The organism is Paenibacillus sp. FSL H8-0332, assembly GCF_037963835.1.
Taxonomy (GTDB): Bacteria; Bacillota; Bacilli; order Paenibacillales; family Paenibacillaceae; genus Paenibacillus_AQ; species Paenibacillus_AQ rhizoplanae.
The window spans coordinates 988,901-1,005,674 of record NZ_CP150145.1; the positions used below are offsets into that span (position 1 = coordinate 988,901).

19 protein-coding genes and 1 pseudogene are annotated in these 16,774 nt (G+C 47.0%); 17 read left to right on the forward strand and 3 right to left on the reverse strand.

The window, feature by feature from the left end; genetic code table 11:
* The first annotated feature begins 228 nt into the window (after positions 1–228).
* The 4 genes from NST43_RS04275 to NST43_RS04290 all read left to right on the forward strand — a co-directional run bounded on the left by NST43_RS04275 (position 229) and on the right by NST43_RS04290 (position 2,736).
* A complete protein-coding gene (locus NST43_RS04275) occupies positions 229–687 on the forward strand; it encodes a RidA family protein (RefSeq protein ID WP_339222758.1) in 459 nt (152 codons plus the stop codon).
* Between the two features lie 317 nt (positions 688–1,004).
* Complete coding sequence (locus NST43_RS04280; protein WP_339222759.1) at positions 1,005–1,808, forward strand: hypothetical protein; 804 nt, start codon at positions 1,005–1,007, stop codon at positions 1,806–1,808.
* 71 nt (positions 1,809–1,879) lie between these two features.
* The gene (locus NST43_RS04285; RefSeq protein ID WP_339222760.1) at positions 1,880–2,221 is read left to right on the forward strand and encodes a cupin domain-containing protein; all 342 of its coding nucleotides are present in this window, start codon (positions 1,880–1,882) and stop codon (positions 2,219–2,221) included.
* Positions 2,222–2,340: 119 nt separating this feature from the next.
* Positions 2,341–2,736: a VOC family protein gene (locus NST43_RS04290; RefSeq protein ID WP_339222762.1), complete on the forward strand. Its 396-nt coding sequence runs from the start codon at positions 2,341–2,343 to the stop codon at positions 2,734–2,736.
* A gap of 39 nt (positions 2,737–2,775) precedes the next feature.
* Here NST43_RS04290 and pyk read toward each other — a convergent pair whose 3' ends face one another.
* Positions 2,776–4,284, reverse strand: a complete 1,509-nt coding sequence (pyk, locus tag NST43_RS04295) for a pyruvate kinase (RefSeq protein WP_339222763.1) — start codon at positions 4,282–4,284, stop codon at positions 2,776–2,778.
* Between the two features lie 139 nt (positions 4,285–4,423).
* On the opposite strand from pyk, the gene NST43_RS04300 reads away from it, so the two are divergent.
* The 11 genes and pseudogenes from NST43_RS04300 (at position 4,424) to NST43_RS04350 (ending at position 12,810) form a co-directional block, all read left to right on the forward strand.
* The gene (locus NST43_RS04300; protein ID WP_339222764.1) at positions 4,424–5,326 is read left to right on the forward strand and encodes a LysR family transcriptional regulator; all 903 of its coding nucleotides are present in this window, start codon (positions 4,424–4,426) and stop codon (positions 5,324–5,326) included.
* Between the two features lie 103 nt (positions 5,327–5,429).
* Positions 5,430–6,308: a PhzF family phenazine biosynthesis protein gene (locus NST43_RS04305; protein WP_339222766.1), complete on the forward strand. Its 879-nt coding sequence runs from the start codon at positions 5,430–5,432 to the stop codon at positions 6,306–6,308.
* Between the two features lie 126 nt (positions 6,309–6,434).
* Positions 6,435–7,355 carry a YafY family protein gene (locus NST43_RS04310; protein ID WP_339222767.1) on the forward strand — a complete coding sequence of 307 codons (921 nt, stop codon included), beginning with the start codon at positions 6,435–6,437 and terminating at the stop codon, positions 7,353–7,355.
* A 93-nt stretch (positions 7,356–7,448) separates the two neighbouring features.
* On the forward strand, positions 7,449–8,366 hold the full coding sequence (locus NST43_RS04315) for a DUF2785 domain-containing protein (protein ID WP_339222768.1): 918 nt from the start codon (positions 7,449–7,451) through the stop codon (positions 8,364–8,366).
* Complete coding sequence (locus tag NST43_RS04320) at positions 8,363–9,025, forward strand: Type 1 glutamine amidotransferase-like domain-containing protein (protein WP_339222769.1); 663 nt, start codon at positions 8,363–8,365, stop codon at positions 9,023–9,025. Before NST43_RS04315 ends, NST43_RS04320 begins: the two co-directional genes overlap by 4 nt.
* A 127-nt stretch (positions 9,026–9,152) precedes the next feature.
* Entirely contained in the window at positions 9,153–9,701 is a 549-nt protein-coding gene (locus NST43_RS04325) for a glutathione peroxidase (RefSeq protein WP_339222770.1), read from the forward strand.
* A 47-nt stretch (positions 9,702–9,748) separates the two neighbouring features.
* A pseudogene (locus NST43_RS04330) lies at positions 9,749–9,907 on the forward strand (RidA family protein); the annotation flags it as partial.
* Positions 9,908–9,933: 26 nt separating this feature from the next.
* Positions 9,934–10,926: an HD domain-containing protein gene (locus NST43_RS04335; RefSeq protein ID WP_339222771.1), complete on the forward strand. Its 993-nt coding sequence runs from the start codon at positions 9,934–9,936 to the stop codon at positions 10,924–10,926.
* 3 nt (positions 10,927–10,929) lie between these two features.
* Positions 10,930–11,124: a hypothetical protein gene (locus NST43_RS04340; RefSeq protein ID WP_339222772.1), complete on the forward strand. Its 195-nt coding sequence runs from the start codon at positions 10,930–10,932 to the stop codon at positions 11,122–11,124.
* Positions 11,125–11,808: 684 nt separating this feature from the next.
* Positions 11,809–12,279 (forward strand): GNAT family N-acetyltransferase, encoded by a 471-nt coding sequence (locus NST43_RS04345; RefSeq protein WP_339222774.1) that lies wholly within the window; start codon positions 11,809–11,811, stop codon positions 12,277–12,279.
* 270 nt (positions 12,280–12,549) lie between these two features.
* Complete coding sequence (locus tag NST43_RS04350; protein WP_339222775.1) at positions 12,550–12,810, forward strand: HAD hydrolase-like protein; 261 nt, start codon at positions 12,550–12,552, stop codon at positions 12,808–12,810.
* Positions 12,811–12,848: 38 nt separating this feature from the next.
* On the opposite strand, the gene NST43_RS04355 is transcribed toward NST43_RS04350, so the two are convergent.
* A complete protein-coding gene (locus NST43_RS04355) occupies positions 12,849–13,559 on the reverse strand; it encodes a hypothetical protein (RefSeq protein ID WP_339222776.1) in 711 nt (236 codons plus the stop codon).
* Positions 13,560–14,326: 767 nt separating this feature from the next.
* Between NST43_RS04355 and NST43_RS04360 the strand changes: the two genes are divergently transcribed.
* A complete protein-coding gene (locus tag NST43_RS04360) occupies positions 14,327–15,433 on the forward strand; it encodes a GGDEF domain-containing protein (protein WP_339222778.1) in 1,107 nt (368 codons plus the stop codon).
* Between the two features lies 1 nt (position 15,434).
* On the opposite strand, the gene NST43_RS04365 is transcribed toward NST43_RS04360, so the two are convergent.
* On the reverse strand, positions 15,435–16,007 hold the full coding sequence (locus NST43_RS04365; protein WP_339222780.1) for a CGNR zinc finger domain-containing protein: 573 nt from the start codon (positions 16,005–16,007) through the stop codon (positions 15,435–15,437).
* A 172-nt stretch (positions 16,008–16,179) separates the two neighbouring features.
* Here NST43_RS04365 and NST43_RS04370 point away from each other — a divergent pair, with 172 nt between their 5' ends.
* Positions 16,180–16,674 carry a DinB family protein gene (locus tag NST43_RS04370; protein WP_339222782.1) on the forward strand — a complete coding sequence of 165 codons (495 nt, stop codon included), beginning with the start codon at positions 16,180–16,182 and terminating at the stop codon, positions 16,672–16,674.
* The last annotated feature ends 100 nt before the right edge of the window (positions 16,675–16,774 follow it).

Here is a 16,774-nt window from a genome sequence, read left to right on the forward strand (position 1 = left end):
TGCAATCCTGGTTATACTTTTCTGTTCTCTGGCCTTAACGCCTTTAGGTAAAAATTTAAGGATTAATACTGCAAAAATGTTAATATCAACTCGGCTTCAAAATGAAACTTGGATTCTTGTTGGAAAAGAAAAAAGGGATGAATTAATCAAAGAATTTGTAGAGAAGTACGGCACACCCTGATACCTTGCTTTAATTTTTCCAAATCTAATGAGTGAGGAGATTGAAAAATGGCTGATCAAACAGTGGCTAGTAGATTAGCAACATTAGGAATCGTTCTCCCCCATGCAAGCGAACCGGCAGCCAAATACGCAAATTACGTAAAAGTGAACGGGTTGTTGTTCGTTTCAGGCAAGGGGCCTGCTGGTACGCCTAAAGGTAAGTTAGGTCAGGAGTATACCACCGCAGAAGGTTATGAGTTTGCCCGGCAAACGGGGATTGAGATTTTGGCTGTACTACAAACAGCTTTAGATACACTGGATAAAGTGAAACGGGTCGTTAAAATTCAGGGCTTTGTTAATGCGGTCGCCAGTTTTGAAGAGCATCATAAAGTGCTTAATGGCTGTTCCGATCTGATGCTGGATATTTTCGGAGAAAAAGGTATTCATGCCCGTTCAGTCTTTGGAGCTGTTTCGGTTAGAGACAATCTTCCCATCATTATTGATTCGATATTTGAGGTTGAGGAGTAAAGTTCATTGTACATATTGCTCTGGTGTGGATAACTTCACTGAGTTTACGGGCAGGTTTGCGTAGTAGGTATTGAAAAACACGGGAACACTTATGATGCCTGGTACCAGCAGCATACAAAAGCAGGTATAACTACATTTAATGAGAGTAGATTTCGAGAACACATAGATACTGACCATAGAGAAACTGAAGAAATCATATACAGGAAGCCCGCTCCCTGCAACCGTCATACCTAAGGTGAGCATCAATGTTACAACACCACCTAGAAGCCATTTCGTGACATAAATTCACAACTCTTGTCTTAATGGAGGGCCGCAATATGAATCTTTGGCCGATGAAATTCATTTCAGTTGTAATTTGTTTGGCATTGGCGGTATGCGGATGTGCTGGCTTGAACAGCAAGAGCACGGAGCATGTTACGGCAAGTGACTTCATTATTCCCTTGAACGTTAGCGAAGTGTTGAAGCGTCCAGAGACTAGGGTTATTGAATATTTTGAAAACCGTCGTGAAGATTTTGATATTCTAGGCCGTTATCTGTTAGAGAATGAAAAAGTGTTCCAGACTCGGCCTGTCATACTTCAACAAGATTATTCCATCGAGAACATCCAGGACCCTGAAATTCAACAAATCGCTCAAACATTGTTTCGAGAAGGTATTGTAAAGAGGATATCCTCCTTAAATGATGCCCCTAGTAAAAGTATTGACTTTTTGTTTGATGCCGAAGACAACTTGTATCAACAAGGCATAACCTACCTCAGCCTACCAGAGATGGCCAAAGGGGATCCTTCGAAATTCAACTATGTGAATGACTATAAGAATCTAGGCGGCGGCTGGTACTATTATGTCTTCCACTATGACAAACTTAAAAATGAAGATGAATTTCGGAATCTAGCTTGGGCCCAAATCTCAGACAAGGAAAGAAGCACTTTAACCACGCCGAAAGAGAAAGCCAAAGTGATCCTAGAGTCTGGAAAAAACGTTGGCTATTGGATGGATGACAGAAAGTTAGATGTTGTTGTATCCGTTCAACTTGATACGGAAATGAACGGCCTACTGGGACCGATTACAATGTTTTTTAATCCAATAACCAAAGATTTGATCGGGGGCAATCCGCGGTTCTAATAGGCTGGAGTAAGGTTTGCTTAATAAAATCATGTTAAAATTACTTCATTATCGTGAGAGGAGCTACAAAAATGAAAATAAGTAAACACAGTGCTGAACACTATATTTGGGGCGACAATTGCGATGGTTGGCATTTAGTAAAGAATCAAGATTTAAGTGTGATTCATGAAAAAATGCCGGCACATACTTCTGAAGTAAAGCACTATCACCAGCAATCACGTCAATTTTTCTTTGTTTTAACTGGTACAGCGACCCTTGAGATTGAAGGCGATGAGATTACACTCAATTCACAAGAGGGAGTAGAAGTGGCTCCGTTGGTAACTCATCAAATGTTCAACAAGTCAAATGATGAGATAGAATTTCTTGTGATTTCTCAACCTATAAGTAAGGGCGATAGGGTCGTAGTAGATTAGCTCTTTACGATAACTGGGATGTTAGTTCATTACTGTGCAGAACGAGTTTGGTTGTACATAATTTGTAATTCTTGAGGTACTGATTAGAAAAAGAAAAATAAATTTTGGGGATTGATAGTATGGTAAACGGAAAAATATTAGGAATCGCATATAATGTAATTCCGGTTAAAAATATAAAAAAATCTGCAGAGTGGTTTGTCCATCACTTTGGCTTCAACATTAGAAACGATAGAGGAAACTATCTAAGCTTATTCCGGGATAACCGTCCAATCATAGATCTAGTTGAATCTGATAATGACACTAGAGCGGTTTTTGAGGTGAATGGACGGCCCCGGTGGGTTGTAACATTTTTTACAGATGATATTGACTCGTTGCATATGAGGCTAACATCTGAGGGAGTTACGGCTAGACCCATTAGCGATGAAGGTATTTACGGCAAGTTTTTTGTTTTTGAGGATCTGGATGGGAACCTATTTGATGTATGGGAGCATAAGGATTGTGAGTTGAATTTTTAATCCGGTGAAAAGGTAGTCAGCAAGACAGTGGCCCCCGCTTTATTTCTTCGCTGTGGTAGGTCCATGTTCGTCCGTTCTCCGCTGTACCGCTGCTAAATCTGAATTTCCATCCATATTCAAATCCCCTTCCCCAACTCGGTGAACCCGCAGCAGGTTAGTGGTTCCGGTACAGCCTGCAGGGACACCGGCGGTGATGAGGACCAAGTCGCCATTTTGTACGTATCCGGCTGACCTTGCTAGTTCAACGGCGGTTGCTATGGCTGCATCTGTGCTGGAAGCAGACTCGTCGCGGAGCAGCGGAATTACACCCCAAGTCAAGGAAAGGGCATGCAGCACGCTCTCCTTAGTGGATACGGCGATGACCGGTGCAGCGGGCTTGTGCTTGGCGATCATCCGGGCGGTAAAGCTGCTTTCGGTCAGGGCGAGAATAGCCTTGGCGGAGAGCGCGAGGGCAGTGCGAACAACGGATTCGCCAATGGCGCTGGTCACGTTGGTGCCAGTCTCGTTACTCTTGCAGTTGGAGCGGCCGTAGCTCCCCAGGACGGACTCAGCGCGGGCGGCGATGCGGGCCATAGTCTCGACGGACTCCAGCGGGTACTTACCTGCGGCAGATTCACCAGACAGCATGACGGAATCGGTACCATCGAAGATAGCGTTGGCAACGTCACTTGCTTCTGCACGGGTCGGACGCGGGTTCATCTGCATGGACTCCAGCATGTGAGTGGCGGTAATAACGGGTTTTCCGGCCAGATTACACTTCTTGATCATGTCTTTTTGAACCAGCGGCACATCTTCCACCGGCAAGTCCACGCCCAGATCGCCGCGGGCAACCATTAGTCCGTCGGCTACGCTCAGGATGGCGTCCAGGTTCTCCAAGCCCTCGTCATTTTCAATTTTGGCGATGACTTGGATATGGTCGGCCTTGTGTTTACTCAGAATATGTTTAATCTCGAGAATATCTGCAGCTTTGCGGACGAAGGATTGAGCGATGATGTCGATATTCTGCTCAACACCGAATTTGATATGCAGGATGTCCTTCTCTGTTACGCCTGGAAGACTGGTTTTGATGCCGGGAACGTTGACGCCCTTGCGCGGCTTCAGCTTGCCGCCGTTCTTAACGAGGCAGATGATCTCGGTACCTTCGGACTTTACGACCTCCAAACGGACTAGACCGTCATCGATCAGGATACTGCTACCGGGCTGCACATCTTGGGGCAACTGCTTGTAGGTGACTTGGATGCGATCCTTCGTTCCGAGCACTTCCTCTGTGGTCAGAACCACGGCTTCACCTGGTACTAATTCCGCGTAGTCCGAAGTCATTTTGCCGATACGAATTTCCGGACCTTTGATGTCGAGCAGGACGGCCACATATTGGTTTAGTTCCTTGGCTGCTTCCCGGATATGGCGGATGCGTTCTGCGTGCTCCTCCAGCTCACCGTGAGCTAAGTTCAGGCGGGCGACATTCATACCGGCTTCGATCAGCTTACGGAGCATTTCGAGGCTTTCGCTGGAGGGGCCGATGGTACAGACGATTTTTGTTTTGCTCATGAAATTCTCTCCTTCATCGATAAATTATTTAATCTTGTGAAAATTTTCCTTTATCCTTACAATAAAGCATAATGATTCATCAGAAAAATATATATAATTTCGTTCTTCATCAATTTTGATGTAGGAGGCAGGTCATCTTATGAATCTTCATGCCCTTAAAATATTTCACACCATCTCTGAAAAAGGCGGAGTCACCCGTGCTGCGGAGGAACTACGGATCAGCCAGCCTGCGGTTACGGCCCAGGTACGCAACCTGGAGAAGGAATTAGGCATACAGCTGTTAGCCCCCAAGGGGCGTGGCATTCTAGTGACCGATGCGGGACAGATGCTGGCCAGTCATGCCAAACGATTGTTTGCATTGGAGCGTGAGCTGGATGAGGCAGTCCGTGAATACAAGGCCGGGTTCAGCGGAATCCTGCGGATTGTCGCCACCTATCTGCCCGCCAATCTGCTGCTGCCGGAATGGCTGGCACTCTACAAGCAGGAGCATCCTTCCGTGGAGGTGGTCTTGAATACTGCGAATTCTCGGGAAGCGGTGGAGGGTCTGCTACAGTACGATGCCGAGGTAGCCGTATATGGAGGCGGCTGGGAGGAGCAACCGGGTATTGAATGGGAGCAGCTTCTGGAGGATGAGCTCTGGTTCATCGTCCCGAAAAACCATCCATACGGCGGAAAGGAAATTACTTTAGCGGAAATGATGAAGGTTCCCTTCATTCTGCGTGAAGAGGGAAGTTCTACCCGGGAGCGTCTCTTCTCTTTATGTAGGGCTTTGAACGTGAGTCCTCCCAAGGTAGGTCTACAATTTAATGGGGTGAACGAGATGGTTCGGGCCGTCATCGCGGGCTACGGAGCCATCTTCATCTCCTCCCTGGCGGTAAGGGACAATGTGGAACGCGGGGAAGTGGAGCGTGTGATGGTTAACGGCACTTCGCTGCTAAATCCGATTGCCGTCTGTACCCGGAAGCAGGAGGCATTGTCGCCGGCGGCGGCAGCATTTCTCTCATTGGTCCGGGAGCAGGCGAAAGGATGGGCAAGAAATTAACTGTTCTGCTTGCAAAAGAAGAATGGCACTATTAAGACGTTATAGAGAGAAGATTGCGGTTACGCACATCAGTTTTCGAAGATAAAGAGAGGACGATCAGAACATGAATGTGGAAGTGTATACGTTAAATGCGTTTGCGAAAGGGGGGCGTGGCGGTAATACAGCAGGTGTTGTCTTGGAGAATGGCCTTTCTCTGGATGCTGCCGAAATGCAGCTCATAGCGAAGGAATTTGGCTTTTCGGAGACGGCTTTTATGGAAAAATCCCTGCTTGCGGATTACAAAATCCGCTATTTCACCCCGGCCAGCGAAGTTGATCTGTGCGGACACGCCACGATTGCTGCGTTTGGGCTAATGCATTCGCTGGGTTTGTCAAAGGCAGGGACCTCCTATTCGATTGAAACTAAGGCGGGGATTCTGGATGTCGATATTAGCTCCGAGGGTCTTGTTTATTTGTCACAGGCGTTACCACAATTTCTTGAAAAGATATCCTGTGAGGAAATCGCCCCATCTTTGGGGATGGAAGCCGGGGATCTGAAAACCGGGTTGCCCATCCAGATTGTTTCGACGGGACTGCGGGACATTATGATCCCGATCCGCAGCAGGAAGCTCTTGAATAAGGTTCAGCCAAATTTTGATGCCATAACCGCCATCAGCGAAAAATATGATGTAGTTGGATATCATCTATTCACGATGGATACTCCAGACGATGCTGCTGCGGAATGCCGGAATTTTGCGCCGCTGTACGATATTCCCGAGGAGAGCGCGACAGGAACATCCAACGGTGCCCTGCTCAGCTATTTGTACCAACATGGCCAACGATCCTTGCGGGAAGTAGAGAATGTCATGTTCAGGCAAGGGTATTCGATGGATTGTCCTTCTGAGATCAGGGCAGGACTTCGCCTAAGCGAGAGCGGTGAAATCAATCAGGTTCGGGTTGGCGGTGCAGTGGCTGGCATTGAACGAAGACATATCATGATATAAGCGGAATTAAGCCACCGTACCATAGGGGGCAAACAGACTTATTCTGCTGAAGCTCTCAATGAAGTGATTAAGCTAACATAAATCCCACCCAGAGGAGGAGACGTTCCTTAGCGTCACACACCAATCATGCGAGTCAATCGATTACTCTCCATGCTGCTGATCATCTCCGGTCAAGGTACGGTAACGGGCAAGGAGCTTGCCGAGCATTTCGAGGTATCCTTGCGGACGATCTACCGGGATATTGAGAAAATAAGCGAAGCCGGCATACCAGTTGCATCAACCAGCGGTAAGGGCGGAGGATACTATATTATGGACAGCTATAATATAAGCAGCCTCTTTTTAAACCGGGATGAAGCTCATACGTTTGTAGCTGTAATGAAGAATTTACACGGCTTGTTTGGCCGGAACGAAGCTTTTAATGACATTCTGCTAAAAGTCGAACATACCTATAGGCGGGAGTCCAATCAGGATAAGCTGACTCTGGAGTTGTCCCATTTCAGTATGAAACAGGAGATTAAAGAGTACCTTGGGATCATCAGCAAGGCCATCACGGATAACAGGGTGCTGGTGTTCGATTATATCAACAGGGATATGGAATACCTGGAGCGAACGGTCGAGCCGGGCTGGATTGACTTTCGTCACGGCCATTGGTATGTGATCGGCTTCTGCCGGGTCAGAAACGACTACCGCAGATTCAAGCTTGTGCGGATCAGGCAATTGGAGCTGGGGCTGTCTTTTGCAAAAAGAGATGTGCCGGATGCGCGGATTGCCGAGGTCATTGATCACAATTATTCGCAGGCGGGCATACAGGTTGTGCTCAGATTCACTTCGCGAATTGGCGCACAGCTTACCGAGTATTTTGAGAAAGAGAAGATTAGCCGGGGTGAAGATGGCTTCTATCTCGTTACGGATATTTTTCCTCATGAGGAGGGCCTGCTGAAATTCATTCTAAGCTTCGGCAAGGAGTGCGAGCTGCTGGAGCCTCGTGAATTACGGGCGGAGCTGCAGCAATATATGCAAAATATGCTTCTATCCTACAATGACTGACGCCCTGGTGTCAGTCATTGTGTTTTATAGTAGGGATATCGGCGGGAGAAATACATAATGCCGTTATAGCTAGGTTAGGAGTGAACCGACTAGATGAAAGCCTGCATTTTGGACGAAGATGTCAATGAACGGGGTACGAAGGACACGCGGACAGAACTGATACACAAGCTGCACAGATTGGAGGAAGAACAGTATATCCTGCGAGAGGGAGAAAGCATCCAAGACTTTACCGATCTGATGCTGCGGCATATTGGTGACCCGGAGCCTGAGCTTCGTGAGCATATTTATTCTACCTTTTACATATGGCTGAAGCGCGATAAGAAGTTCACAGATGAGGAAATGCGGCATCTATTGACTGTCCTGATGGACGACCGGTATTTGTTCTACCGTATTGGAAGCGTGGATGACCACAGCGTACTCACCAGGGCATTCGCGGTTCTGCCGATCGCTCTTATTATGCAACGGGACAGGATTCAACCATTCTTGACGCCAAAAGACTTCCAGCATCTAAAGCGCTCGCTGCTTCGCTACTATCAGGAGGAGAAGGACCTGCGCGGTTATCTGGCAGCCGAAGGCTGGGCTCATGCCGCAGCTCACGGGGCAGATGCCCTGGAGGAGCTGATCCGCTATAAGGAAAGTGACATTGAGGTGCAGCACGAGGTGCTTATGGCGATTACAGGAATGCTGCATAACGGTGTCCGGATTTTTGACGAGGAGGAAGACGAACGTATGGCTAACGTTGTGGACACGATGATCAGTGAATCGCTGCTACCACAGCAGGAGATTGCCGACTGGATTCATAGCTTGGCGCAGTGTACGGAATGGCCGGATACACGCGCACAGAGAGTTGCCAGAGTGAACGGGAAAAATATGGTGCGCAGCCTGTATTTCAGAACACTTGCCCGGCATGACGGGAATCATCGGAGACTTACCAGCGCCATGCTGACAGCTGAAGCTAAATTAAACTGCTTTAACGGGGCAAATCATACATATGGAGGTAATGAAGCTTGAGTACTCACTACTATTTCAGTTGGTTTAATGATTTTTTCCCAGAAAAGCTGGTTAAGTGGTTGCAGGAGGATCTACAAGACAGACAATCGCTTGTTATGATTAGCGCTCAACCGTCTAATTATGAAGACATGCAGATTAACTTTGAGGATATAACGGAATGGACATGGCTCCAACAGGCTAATCTTATGTTTGATAAGTATCATTTCATCGATTACCGCATGCAGAAGGAAGAGGCCCGGCAATGGATTCAGAACGCTTCGGTCATTTTTTTAAGCGGCGGAGATCCTGTTCAGCAGAACAAGGTTTTGGCGGAATATGAATTAACGGATGTAATTAAGAACAGCAAAGCCGTTATCTTGGGGGCCAGCGCCGGTGCATTGAACATGTCTGCCAAATGGGTAACCTCGCGTAACGCCGCCCATACAGTTGAAATAGATACGATTCAGAATGGGTTGGGCTTTGATCCTTTTGCCTATGAATCACACTCGCAACGCGACTACACCTCGTTCGTTCAAGGCTACCTGTTCCCCTTATCGGAGGAGATCGATGTATATGCGGCAGAGCAGGAGAGCGCGATTCGTGTAAAAGACGGCAAAATCGAAATAATGGGTCCGGTATATTATATATCCCGCTCGAAGATTCAGAAAATAAGCGTATGACCACGAATTAGTATTCGATTGCGGATGGTATATTGATTCTTCCTATAAATATAATTGCATCTATATATTAGACCAATAAGAGATAACAACCTATGATGTGTTTATCATAACGAAGGGGAATGATCTGATGTCTATATATGATTTTCAGGTAACCAAGATTAGCGGGAAGACCATTGATTTATCAATATACCTTGGAAAAGTACTCCTTATTGTAAACACAGCCAGTAAGTGCAGTTATTCTCGCCAATTCGCTGATCTTCAGAAGCTTTATGACAATCACAGAGAGCAGGGTTTTGAAATCCTCGGTTTTCCTTGTAACCAGTTCAATGAGAAAGAGCCAGGGAACAACTCAGAAGTGCAGGAATACTGTGAGGGACACTTTGGAGTGACATTTCCGTTATTTGAGAAGGTTGAGGTTAGGGGGCAGAACCCGCATCCATTATTTGAATTTTTAACGAAGCAAGCGCCGTTTCAAGGCTTCGATACCCAGACTGTGAACGGTAAATGGATGCAGAATTTCCTGCAAGAAAAGTATCCTGACCTATACGCAGGGCATGGGATCAAGTGGAATTTCACAAAATTTCTAATCGATCGGAACGGACAAGTACAGGGTAGATACGAAACAACGACGGAGCCATTTGAAATACAGTCAGCAATTGAAGCATTGCTAGACTGATTGTTGATCCTTACCTCATAGGGTAGTATAATCATTGAAATTTTGCTAATTTTGAAGAACATCATAAAGTGTTAAATGGCTGTTCTGATCTTATGCTGGATGTTTTCGGAGAAAAGGGTGTCCATGCACGATCAGTGTTTGGAGCTGTTTCGGTTAGAGACAATCTTCCAATCATCATTGATTCAATATTTGAGGTTGAAGAATAAAGGAGAACCCAGGAGGAAACCTTGGAATGGACTTTCGGTTAAGACTTGATGGTGCTTTAGATGAAATTTATGAACCTCTATGGAAGTTACAGATTCAGCTCACCGATGAAGAAAAAGCGCTGCTCCGAAGCAAGAAGGTGCGGCGGCTTCATTACATTCGGCATGGCGGAGCTTCTTTCATTAATACCCACCATACCTACAGCCGCTTACAGCATACGTTGGGTGTATTTGCGCTTACAGCGCATTTTGAGCCGGATAATCATACGTTGCGGGCAGCTGCATTGCTGCATGATATCGGGCATGCGCCTTTTAGTCATACACTAGAATCCCTTCCAGGCGTGGATCATCATGAATGGACTCGGGAGGCCGTGTTTTCACAGGAGATCGTTGACATCCTAGCCCGTGCGAATATTCGTACAACTGATGTTATGGACTATATAGATGGATCAAAGCGGAGCCTATTGAGGAACAAGGACGGAATTCTTCATGCAGATCACCTGGACTCCTGGGTCAGAAGTGCATTTGTCGGCGGTTATCTGACTATTTCGACTGGGGAACTTTTAGAAGCGATGAGCTATAGAAATGAAAATCTCCATTTCACACTGGAAGCCGGCAAGCGTATCACTGAGCTTATATGGGAAGAAGCCCGTATGCACGCTTCCCCGGCTAATATCGGCGTAAACGCGATAATGAGGAAACTGGCTGGCCGCTTAGTACATAAGGATGAAATTGAAGCAGCAAAGTTGCCGATCATGACGGATACGCATATTGAGCAGTTGCTTTGTAGTGATCCAGACACACGGGAAGAGTATGAGCAGTTACTCATGGAATCATGGCGAATTCGCGTGTCGCGGGCAAAGCCTGCTTTTCCAGTGGAAACGGCAGTATTGAGTAAGCTCTATCTCGCAATGCCGCTCATTCAAGATGTTGTAACTACTGAGTATTCGCAAGACTGCCTCGGTATGATTAATCAGCTTACAGAGCTGCTAGGCACATACTACGTTTGGTGGGAGTGTTAATATATGATGAATCAAGAGAATTTAACTTGCAAAGCATGTGGAAGTACTACCTTTGTAAAAGGTGAAGTGAATGCAGTGGATGCTAGAGTGATGCCGATCGGTAAAACCTTTTCCTTTGGCTCCCCGGTTATCTATACATTTTGTAAAAAGTGCGGAGAAGTAGCCTCCATTAGAATTAAAAATCCAGATAAATTTTGAAGCCTGAAAACGGGCTCTTTTTACTTCTACGGCTCAGTGTCCTCGTACTGTGCAATACATAGCCATCTTATGTTAGACTAAATTTATACTTTTTTGGTAACTTCGTTCGAAAGGAATGAGTGAATTGAAAATATCTGCCCGAGCAGGTTTTATTACTATGTCTTTAGTATTTGTAATAACCATCATAACAAGGAGCTTTCGAGTAATTTTTTCATCTTCAGTACTTGATAAATCACTAAATATTGTAGTAATTGTGTTTCTTTCTGGTTTTGTTGGCGCCTTTATAAGAGAATTACTTCTTCCAAAAGAGAAATAGGTTACTATATAAGCTGAACTTAAGAATAGAGCATAAAGCGATACATAACGCCTTCGGAACAAGGCATTCGCCAATTCGGCAGGGTAGATGATTAAGTTCAGTTCACTCTATATAGATATCATCTTTACTGCGCCGTATGCGTCTACTGCTCACTAAGCTTTATTGTGTGTAGAGCACGTAAATTAAAAGTCCCTTTCTGTTACGCCCCATTCTCGTAATGTACACCAATCACTATGACTATCGCCGATGAAAAATTCATTCATATTAAGGGCAGTGCAGTTTAGTTTTATTCAACTTCCACCTGGTTTTTACAGATGTTCGTTTGTATAATTATTCCATGCGCAGCCAGTTACGAGGAGGAATTTATTATGCACATCCGGACAGAACGACTCAGCATTACTGCTTTTACCCAAGAAAACTACATAAAAGTATCAGAAACGTATTCTGTCAGAAATCATATCATCAACTATTTAGATAAGCTTAAAGGAGACCCAGAATTGTCGGGCTGGGGTGTATGGTTTGTAACCTTAACGGATAATAATCAAATTATCGGCGACATTGGCTTTAAGGGAAAGCCTGATCATCAAGGGATTGTAGAAGTGGGGTTTGGCATTATTCCAAATATGCATAATAAGGGGATAGCCACTGAGTCGGTAGGAGCTATTATAGAAAGGGCCTTATCTTCAAAAAAAGTCCAAAAAATTGTGGCCGAGTGCCTTACCGATAACACTCCATCTATCAGAGTTCTGGAGAAATTGAATTTTACACGAACTGGAATAGAGAACGGGATGATTAACTGGGAATTAGTAAATGATCAATCTAGAGGTGAGTCTGCGTGACCCTTCAAGCTGTATTTATCGATCGCGATGGAACCTTGGGCGGGAACGGCCATTTCATCCACCCCCGGGATTTTGAATTATTTCCATACTCACTAGAAGCATTGCAATTATTCAAAAAACATGAAATCCCAATCATCGCCCTAACGAACCAACACAACATATCTAAAGGACTTGCTACAGAATTAGACTTTAGGAATGAATTTGACAGTTACGGACATATGTCCTCATGAGCTTGAAGACGGCTGTGTATGCCACAAACCGCAACCTGGGATGCTTCTGCAAGCGGCAACCGATCATGGATTAGATTTAACCCGGTGTGCTGTGATTGGCGATGTGGGTTCAACCGATATGCTTGCGGCCGCAGCAGTGGGGGCCATAAGAATTCTGGTAGAGACAGGCTGGGGGCTGCAGTCTTTGAATAAGTACCGTCACCTGTGGTATGAGCAAGCAGCACCAGACTATATTGCGAAAGACCTTCTGGAAGCGGCAAAATGGTTAGTTAGCACAATAAAGCGGACCACGCCTGAGTAGAGCTGCGTTGTCCGCTTTGTTTCGCTAGGGTCCCTCGGTTATTGCAAATTTTCCGGGTTGAACTCCTTTAGGCGGATCAAAGGCTTTTTCCTCTGAGTTCCTTTTTTCGTTGTGGTATGTCCTTGTTCGTCCGTTCGCCGCTCTATAAATTGTCCGGTCAGATAGTTAATGTCATCCTCGTCCGCTTGATCCATGGTGGTTGCTCCTGTAAAGTAGCTACCGCTCGTGTAACCGATCAAAAACCAATCCTGATCCTGGTACCGGAATCTATATTTGTTATACCATCTCCAGTTGCTCCCCCCATAATCGCTAACCAGGACAGATCCCCTATTAATAGTAATGCTCTCAAAAGGATCGCCCCAAACTCCGCCCTCATCCGCCCGCAAAATGACATTTTTGGCGATGATGGATAGGGTATACGTATTATTTTTTCCGCCAAATGCGATTAAGAGTGACCGTGGAGACGCCTCGTCCTTAACCGTATCCTTCTCAATGACCGTTGCGAGATCTGAGATCCCGTCTTTATTCAAATCTCCTTTGGCGATAGCCTTCTCTCCCAGGACAGGCTCTAGAATGTGCCAACCTGCCGGAATTAGTGCATTAATGTTATATGCTTTGGCTGATGGTGTTGGGCTATGGGTTGGCGCTGCTTTTGCCTCCGCAGTTTGAAGTTGAGCGGGATCATTACACGCCATTATGCCACTTAAAAGTGCGATAACACCTATGGACCTTACTATTAGTTTTTGCATTGAGTCAGATTCCCTTCCTCTTCATGTATTTCCTCGAAATAGTTACCTTCACCACCAGTATTATATCGAATGGCTTGATGAACATGTAATACCTTGCACACAACAAAAAGGCTACAATATTGAGAGATTTATAGATATGCATATTTACTTGCGATGGATTAAAATAGAAAAAGAGAGCCGGTGCGAATGCCAAGCTCCCATGAAATCCCCGGGGGTTTCGCACCTCGGAATTTGTCGAATCCCTGAAGGATTGAGAATATTTATAATATGTCAAGGCGTGATTCATACTCTTCTGATATAGTATGATGGGAAATGAAGTGAAACGATATGGGAAAGGCATAGGTTATGCTGTTTTCCGCCATCGCACTCTACACGAGTGCGTGGATTGAAATGGAATCCATGATAGGTGCCCAGATATACTCTGGGTCGCACTCTACACGGGAGTGTGGATTGAAATAGCCAGCCGATCAGGTCCCAATTGTTGTGTGGAGGGTCGCTCCTCATCTAGGGGCATGGATTGAAATCGGCGGCGATCAGGAGAATCTTTATCTCGTTGGAGGCGCTCCGTATGCAGGAGCATGAATTGAAATCGAACGAAGAATAATCGCCCTCATACCCTCAGATGCTTCCCCCTTCCCCCCCGTACATATCCCACAAGTGAGTATCCGACCCGGACCCTGGCATGTTAGAATAGGAGCAATGTGTACATCCTATGTGTGAATTTAATCGGGGGGCAACAGGTGAGAGCGTTGAGATTGAGAGATTACATGGGCCCTTCGGAGACTTCTGCGCACCGGCAGGCGAAGTGGGTCAAGCGGTTTCTGTATACGTATTGGCTGGTGATTGCTCTGCATTTCCTGGCCCAGCTGGGGTCTTTTGTATGTTTGCCGTATCCCATGGGAGCGCATGAGTTCTACTATGATGTGCTGCTGTATCCGACGCTGCTGATGAGTGCGGTGGTCGGGTTGACGCAGCTGGTGGATGTTGCGGCACCGAAGTATTCCTTCGTGCTGCTGTTTGTGGCGGGGACGATTATCGCGATGATGATTATTCATCTGAATATGGATATCCGGATTATCGGGGCGTTGATGCTGCTGCCGATTATGGCGTCGGCGATCTTTTTTCGGCTGGATCTGACCTTGTTTACGTCTGCCCTGCAGGCGGCTGCGTTTTTCATTCTCTATCGTTGGGATTACATGTTCAAGTACTACCTCACGGACTTCGATCTGATTGCGATCCCGCTCTTCCTGCTGGTCGGCACACTGGTCGCGGGGATTATTATCATTAACGGGCGTGAGCTGGCGAGCGATCTGGAAGCTACCTTAACGGCCAAGCAGGATCTGATGATCGAGAACGCGGTGATCCGCAAGCTGTCGACCACCGATGCACTGACGGGGCTGTATAACCATATTTCTTTTCACGAATTCTATGAAAAAGCGCTGGAATACGGCAGCCAGGGCGCCCCGTTCCATCTTGCGCTGGTGGATATCGATAATTTCAAGCAAATTAACGATAAATATGGACACCGTATGGGGGATCTGGTGCTGGCCCGGGTCGCGCAGATCATCAAGGACCATCTCTCTGCGGCAGACATTGCTGCCCGCTACGGCGGCGAGGAGTTTGCGGTGTTGCTGTTCGAGAAGAGCTTCGAGGAGGCTTATACGCTCATGGATTGGATACGCCACCAGCTCTCGGAGACGTTCCATGAAGAGATGGAGAACGGGGCGGTGACTGTCAGCATTGGCCTCAAGAGCTATGCCGAAGGCACCACCAAAGAAACGCTCTTCGAAGAAGTCGATAATCTCCTCTATACGGCCAAGCACTCCGGCAAAAATACTACGCTGACCCCGCTGACCCAGCAGAACGCTGTGTAGATTACTCCTTTGCAGCTTCATCCTCCGCTGCTTTTTTGCGTGCCCGGAACCGCCGGACCTTCATCAGATTCCCGCACAGCTTGTCGTCGCAGTAACGCTTCGAGCGGTTGCGGGTATCGTCGTAATAGACCCAGAGACAGTCAGGATTCCCGCAAATGCGGAAGCGAGAGGACTCCTTCTCCAGCAGCGCAGCCGCAAAAGAGGCGGCAATCTCCGCCATCATCTGCCCCCAGTCCGCACCCTGCGGCTGGAGGGAGATCTCTGCGTCACCTGCGGGCGTCCAGACCACACGGCGAACAACCGGCCCGTTGCTCATGTATACATTGAGCTGCGCAAGCAGCGCTGTAGACGGAGATTCTCCCGCGACCAGCCGCTGTAGCTCGTCCCACAACAATCCGCGCAGTCCTTTGAGCTGCTCCAACTCCGCCAGCCGGGGAGGAGCTGCCGCCGGCAGCTTGTGCTCCGCCAGCCATTCCGCCAGCCACTTGGGGTCCTCCAGCCGGTCCTGGTCCGTGCTCCGGTCACTAGTCCGCCAATTCCGCCAATAGCTGTTCATGAAATCTACCCACAGCAAGCTTCATCTGTCCTTTCGCGTTACCTTTCCTTTGATTGTAACAGTTAAAAATAAGTTATGCTAGTTACTTGAACCGCTCCGCCAAATATGTTACATTGCTCATGTAACTTTTATTCGGGTTGTTTGGTCGTTACCGAGGCATGTACACCCACAAATTACAGGAGGGATACAGATGGAAAATAAAATCAGCGATGTGCTGGTCGAGAACTGGGATTATGTGATGGATGTAGAGGATTGGCAGCCGCCGCTTAGTGCTGCGCTTGATGCTGTGAACAGTGAGCAGGCTAGCTGGAAGCCGGAGGGAGCTGCGGGCAATTCCATCTGGGAGAATGTCAATCACCTGACTTATTATAAGGAGCGCCTGCTGCGTAAGCTCAAGGGAATGGAGAAATTGCCTGATCTGGAGAGCAATGATGCTACATTCACTGTAACAGGAAGCGGGGAAGAGGACTGGCAGCAGGCGGTAGACAAGCTGAAGTCGATTCATGCCTCGCTGCGCGAGATTATTGTAGCTCTGGAGGAAGGCGCGTATGAATGGGGCGGCTCCGGGCATGCACCGGGCGAAGAGGTCATGAGCCTGATTCTGCATGATGCCTATCATACGGGTCAGATTGTACTGGTCCGCAAGCTGCAAGGCTCCTGGCCGGGCACCCGCCGTTTCGATTAAACATTATAATCACCTTCGGAGTTCTGTTTTTCCTGGTGAAATACGTATTTCCGATGTTCAAATAAGCCGGCTGCCCAGTGCAGACTTGGACGGATTCACG

Bases quoted from the DNA above. Each gene is read 5' to 3' on its own strand.
- NST43_RS04275 (WP_339222758.1), top strand. From the start codon at position 229: ATGGCTGATCAAACAGTGGCTAGTAGATTAGCAACATTAGGAATCGTT.
- NST43_RS04280 (WP_339222759.1), top strand. From the start codon at position 1,005: ATGAATCTTTGGCCGATGAAATTCATTTCAGTTGTAATTTGTTTGGCA.
- NST43_RS04285 (WP_339222760.1), top strand. From the start codon at position 1,880: ATGAAAATAAGTAAACACAGTGCTGAACACTATATTTGGGGCGACAAT.
- NST43_RS04290 (WP_339222762.1), top strand. From the start codon at position 2,341: ATGGTAAACGGAAAAATATTAGGAATCGCATATAATGTAATTCCGGTT.
- pyk (WP_339222763.1), bottom strand. From the start codon at position 4,284: ATGAGCAAAACAAAAATCGTCTGTACCATCGGCCCCTCCAGCGAAAGC.
- NST43_RS04300 (WP_339222764.1), top strand. From the start codon at position 4,424: ATGAATCTTCATGCCCTTAAAATATTTCACACCATCTCTGAAAAAGGC.
- NST43_RS04305 (WP_339222766.1), top strand. From the start codon at position 5,430: ATGAATGTGGAAGTGTATACGTTAAATGCGTTTGCGAAAGGGGGGCGT.
- NST43_RS04310 (WP_339222767.1), top strand. From the start codon at position 6,435: ATGCGAGTCAATCGATTACTCTCCATGCTGCTGATCATCTCCGGTCAA.
- NST43_RS04315 (WP_339222768.1), top strand. From the start codon at position 7,449: ATGAAAGCCTGCATTTTGGACGAAGATGTCAATGAACGGGGTACGAAG.
- NST43_RS04325 (WP_339222770.1), top strand. From the start codon at position 9,153: ATGTCTATATATGATTTTCAGGTAACCAAGATTAGCGGGAAGACCATT.
- NST43_RS04335 (WP_339222771.1), top strand. From the start codon at position 9,934: ATGGACTTTCGGTTAAGACTTGATGGTGCTTTAGATGAAATTTATGAA.
- NST43_RS04340 (WP_339222772.1), top strand. From the start codon at position 10,930: ATGATGAATCAAGAGAATTTAACTTGCAAAGCATGTGGAAGTACTACC.
- NST43_RS04345 (WP_339222774.1), top strand. From the start codon at position 11,809: ATGCACATCCGGACAGAACGACTCAGCATTACTGCTTTTACCCAAGAA.
- NST43_RS04350 (WP_339222775.1), top strand. From the start codon at position 12,550: ATGCTTCTGCAAGCGGCAACCGATCATGGATTAGATTTAACCCGGTGT.
- NST43_RS04355 (WP_339222776.1), bottom strand. From the start codon at position 13,559: ATGCAAAAACTAATAGTAAGGTCCATAGGTGTTATCGCACTTTTAAGT.
- NST43_RS04360 (WP_339222778.1), top strand. From the start codon at position 14,327: ATGGGCCCTTCGGAGACTTCTGCGCACCGGCAGGCGAAGTGGGTCAAG.
- NST43_RS04370 (WP_339222782.1), top strand. From the start codon at position 16,180: ATGGAAAATAAAATCAGCGATGTGCTGGTCGAGAACTGGGATTATGTG.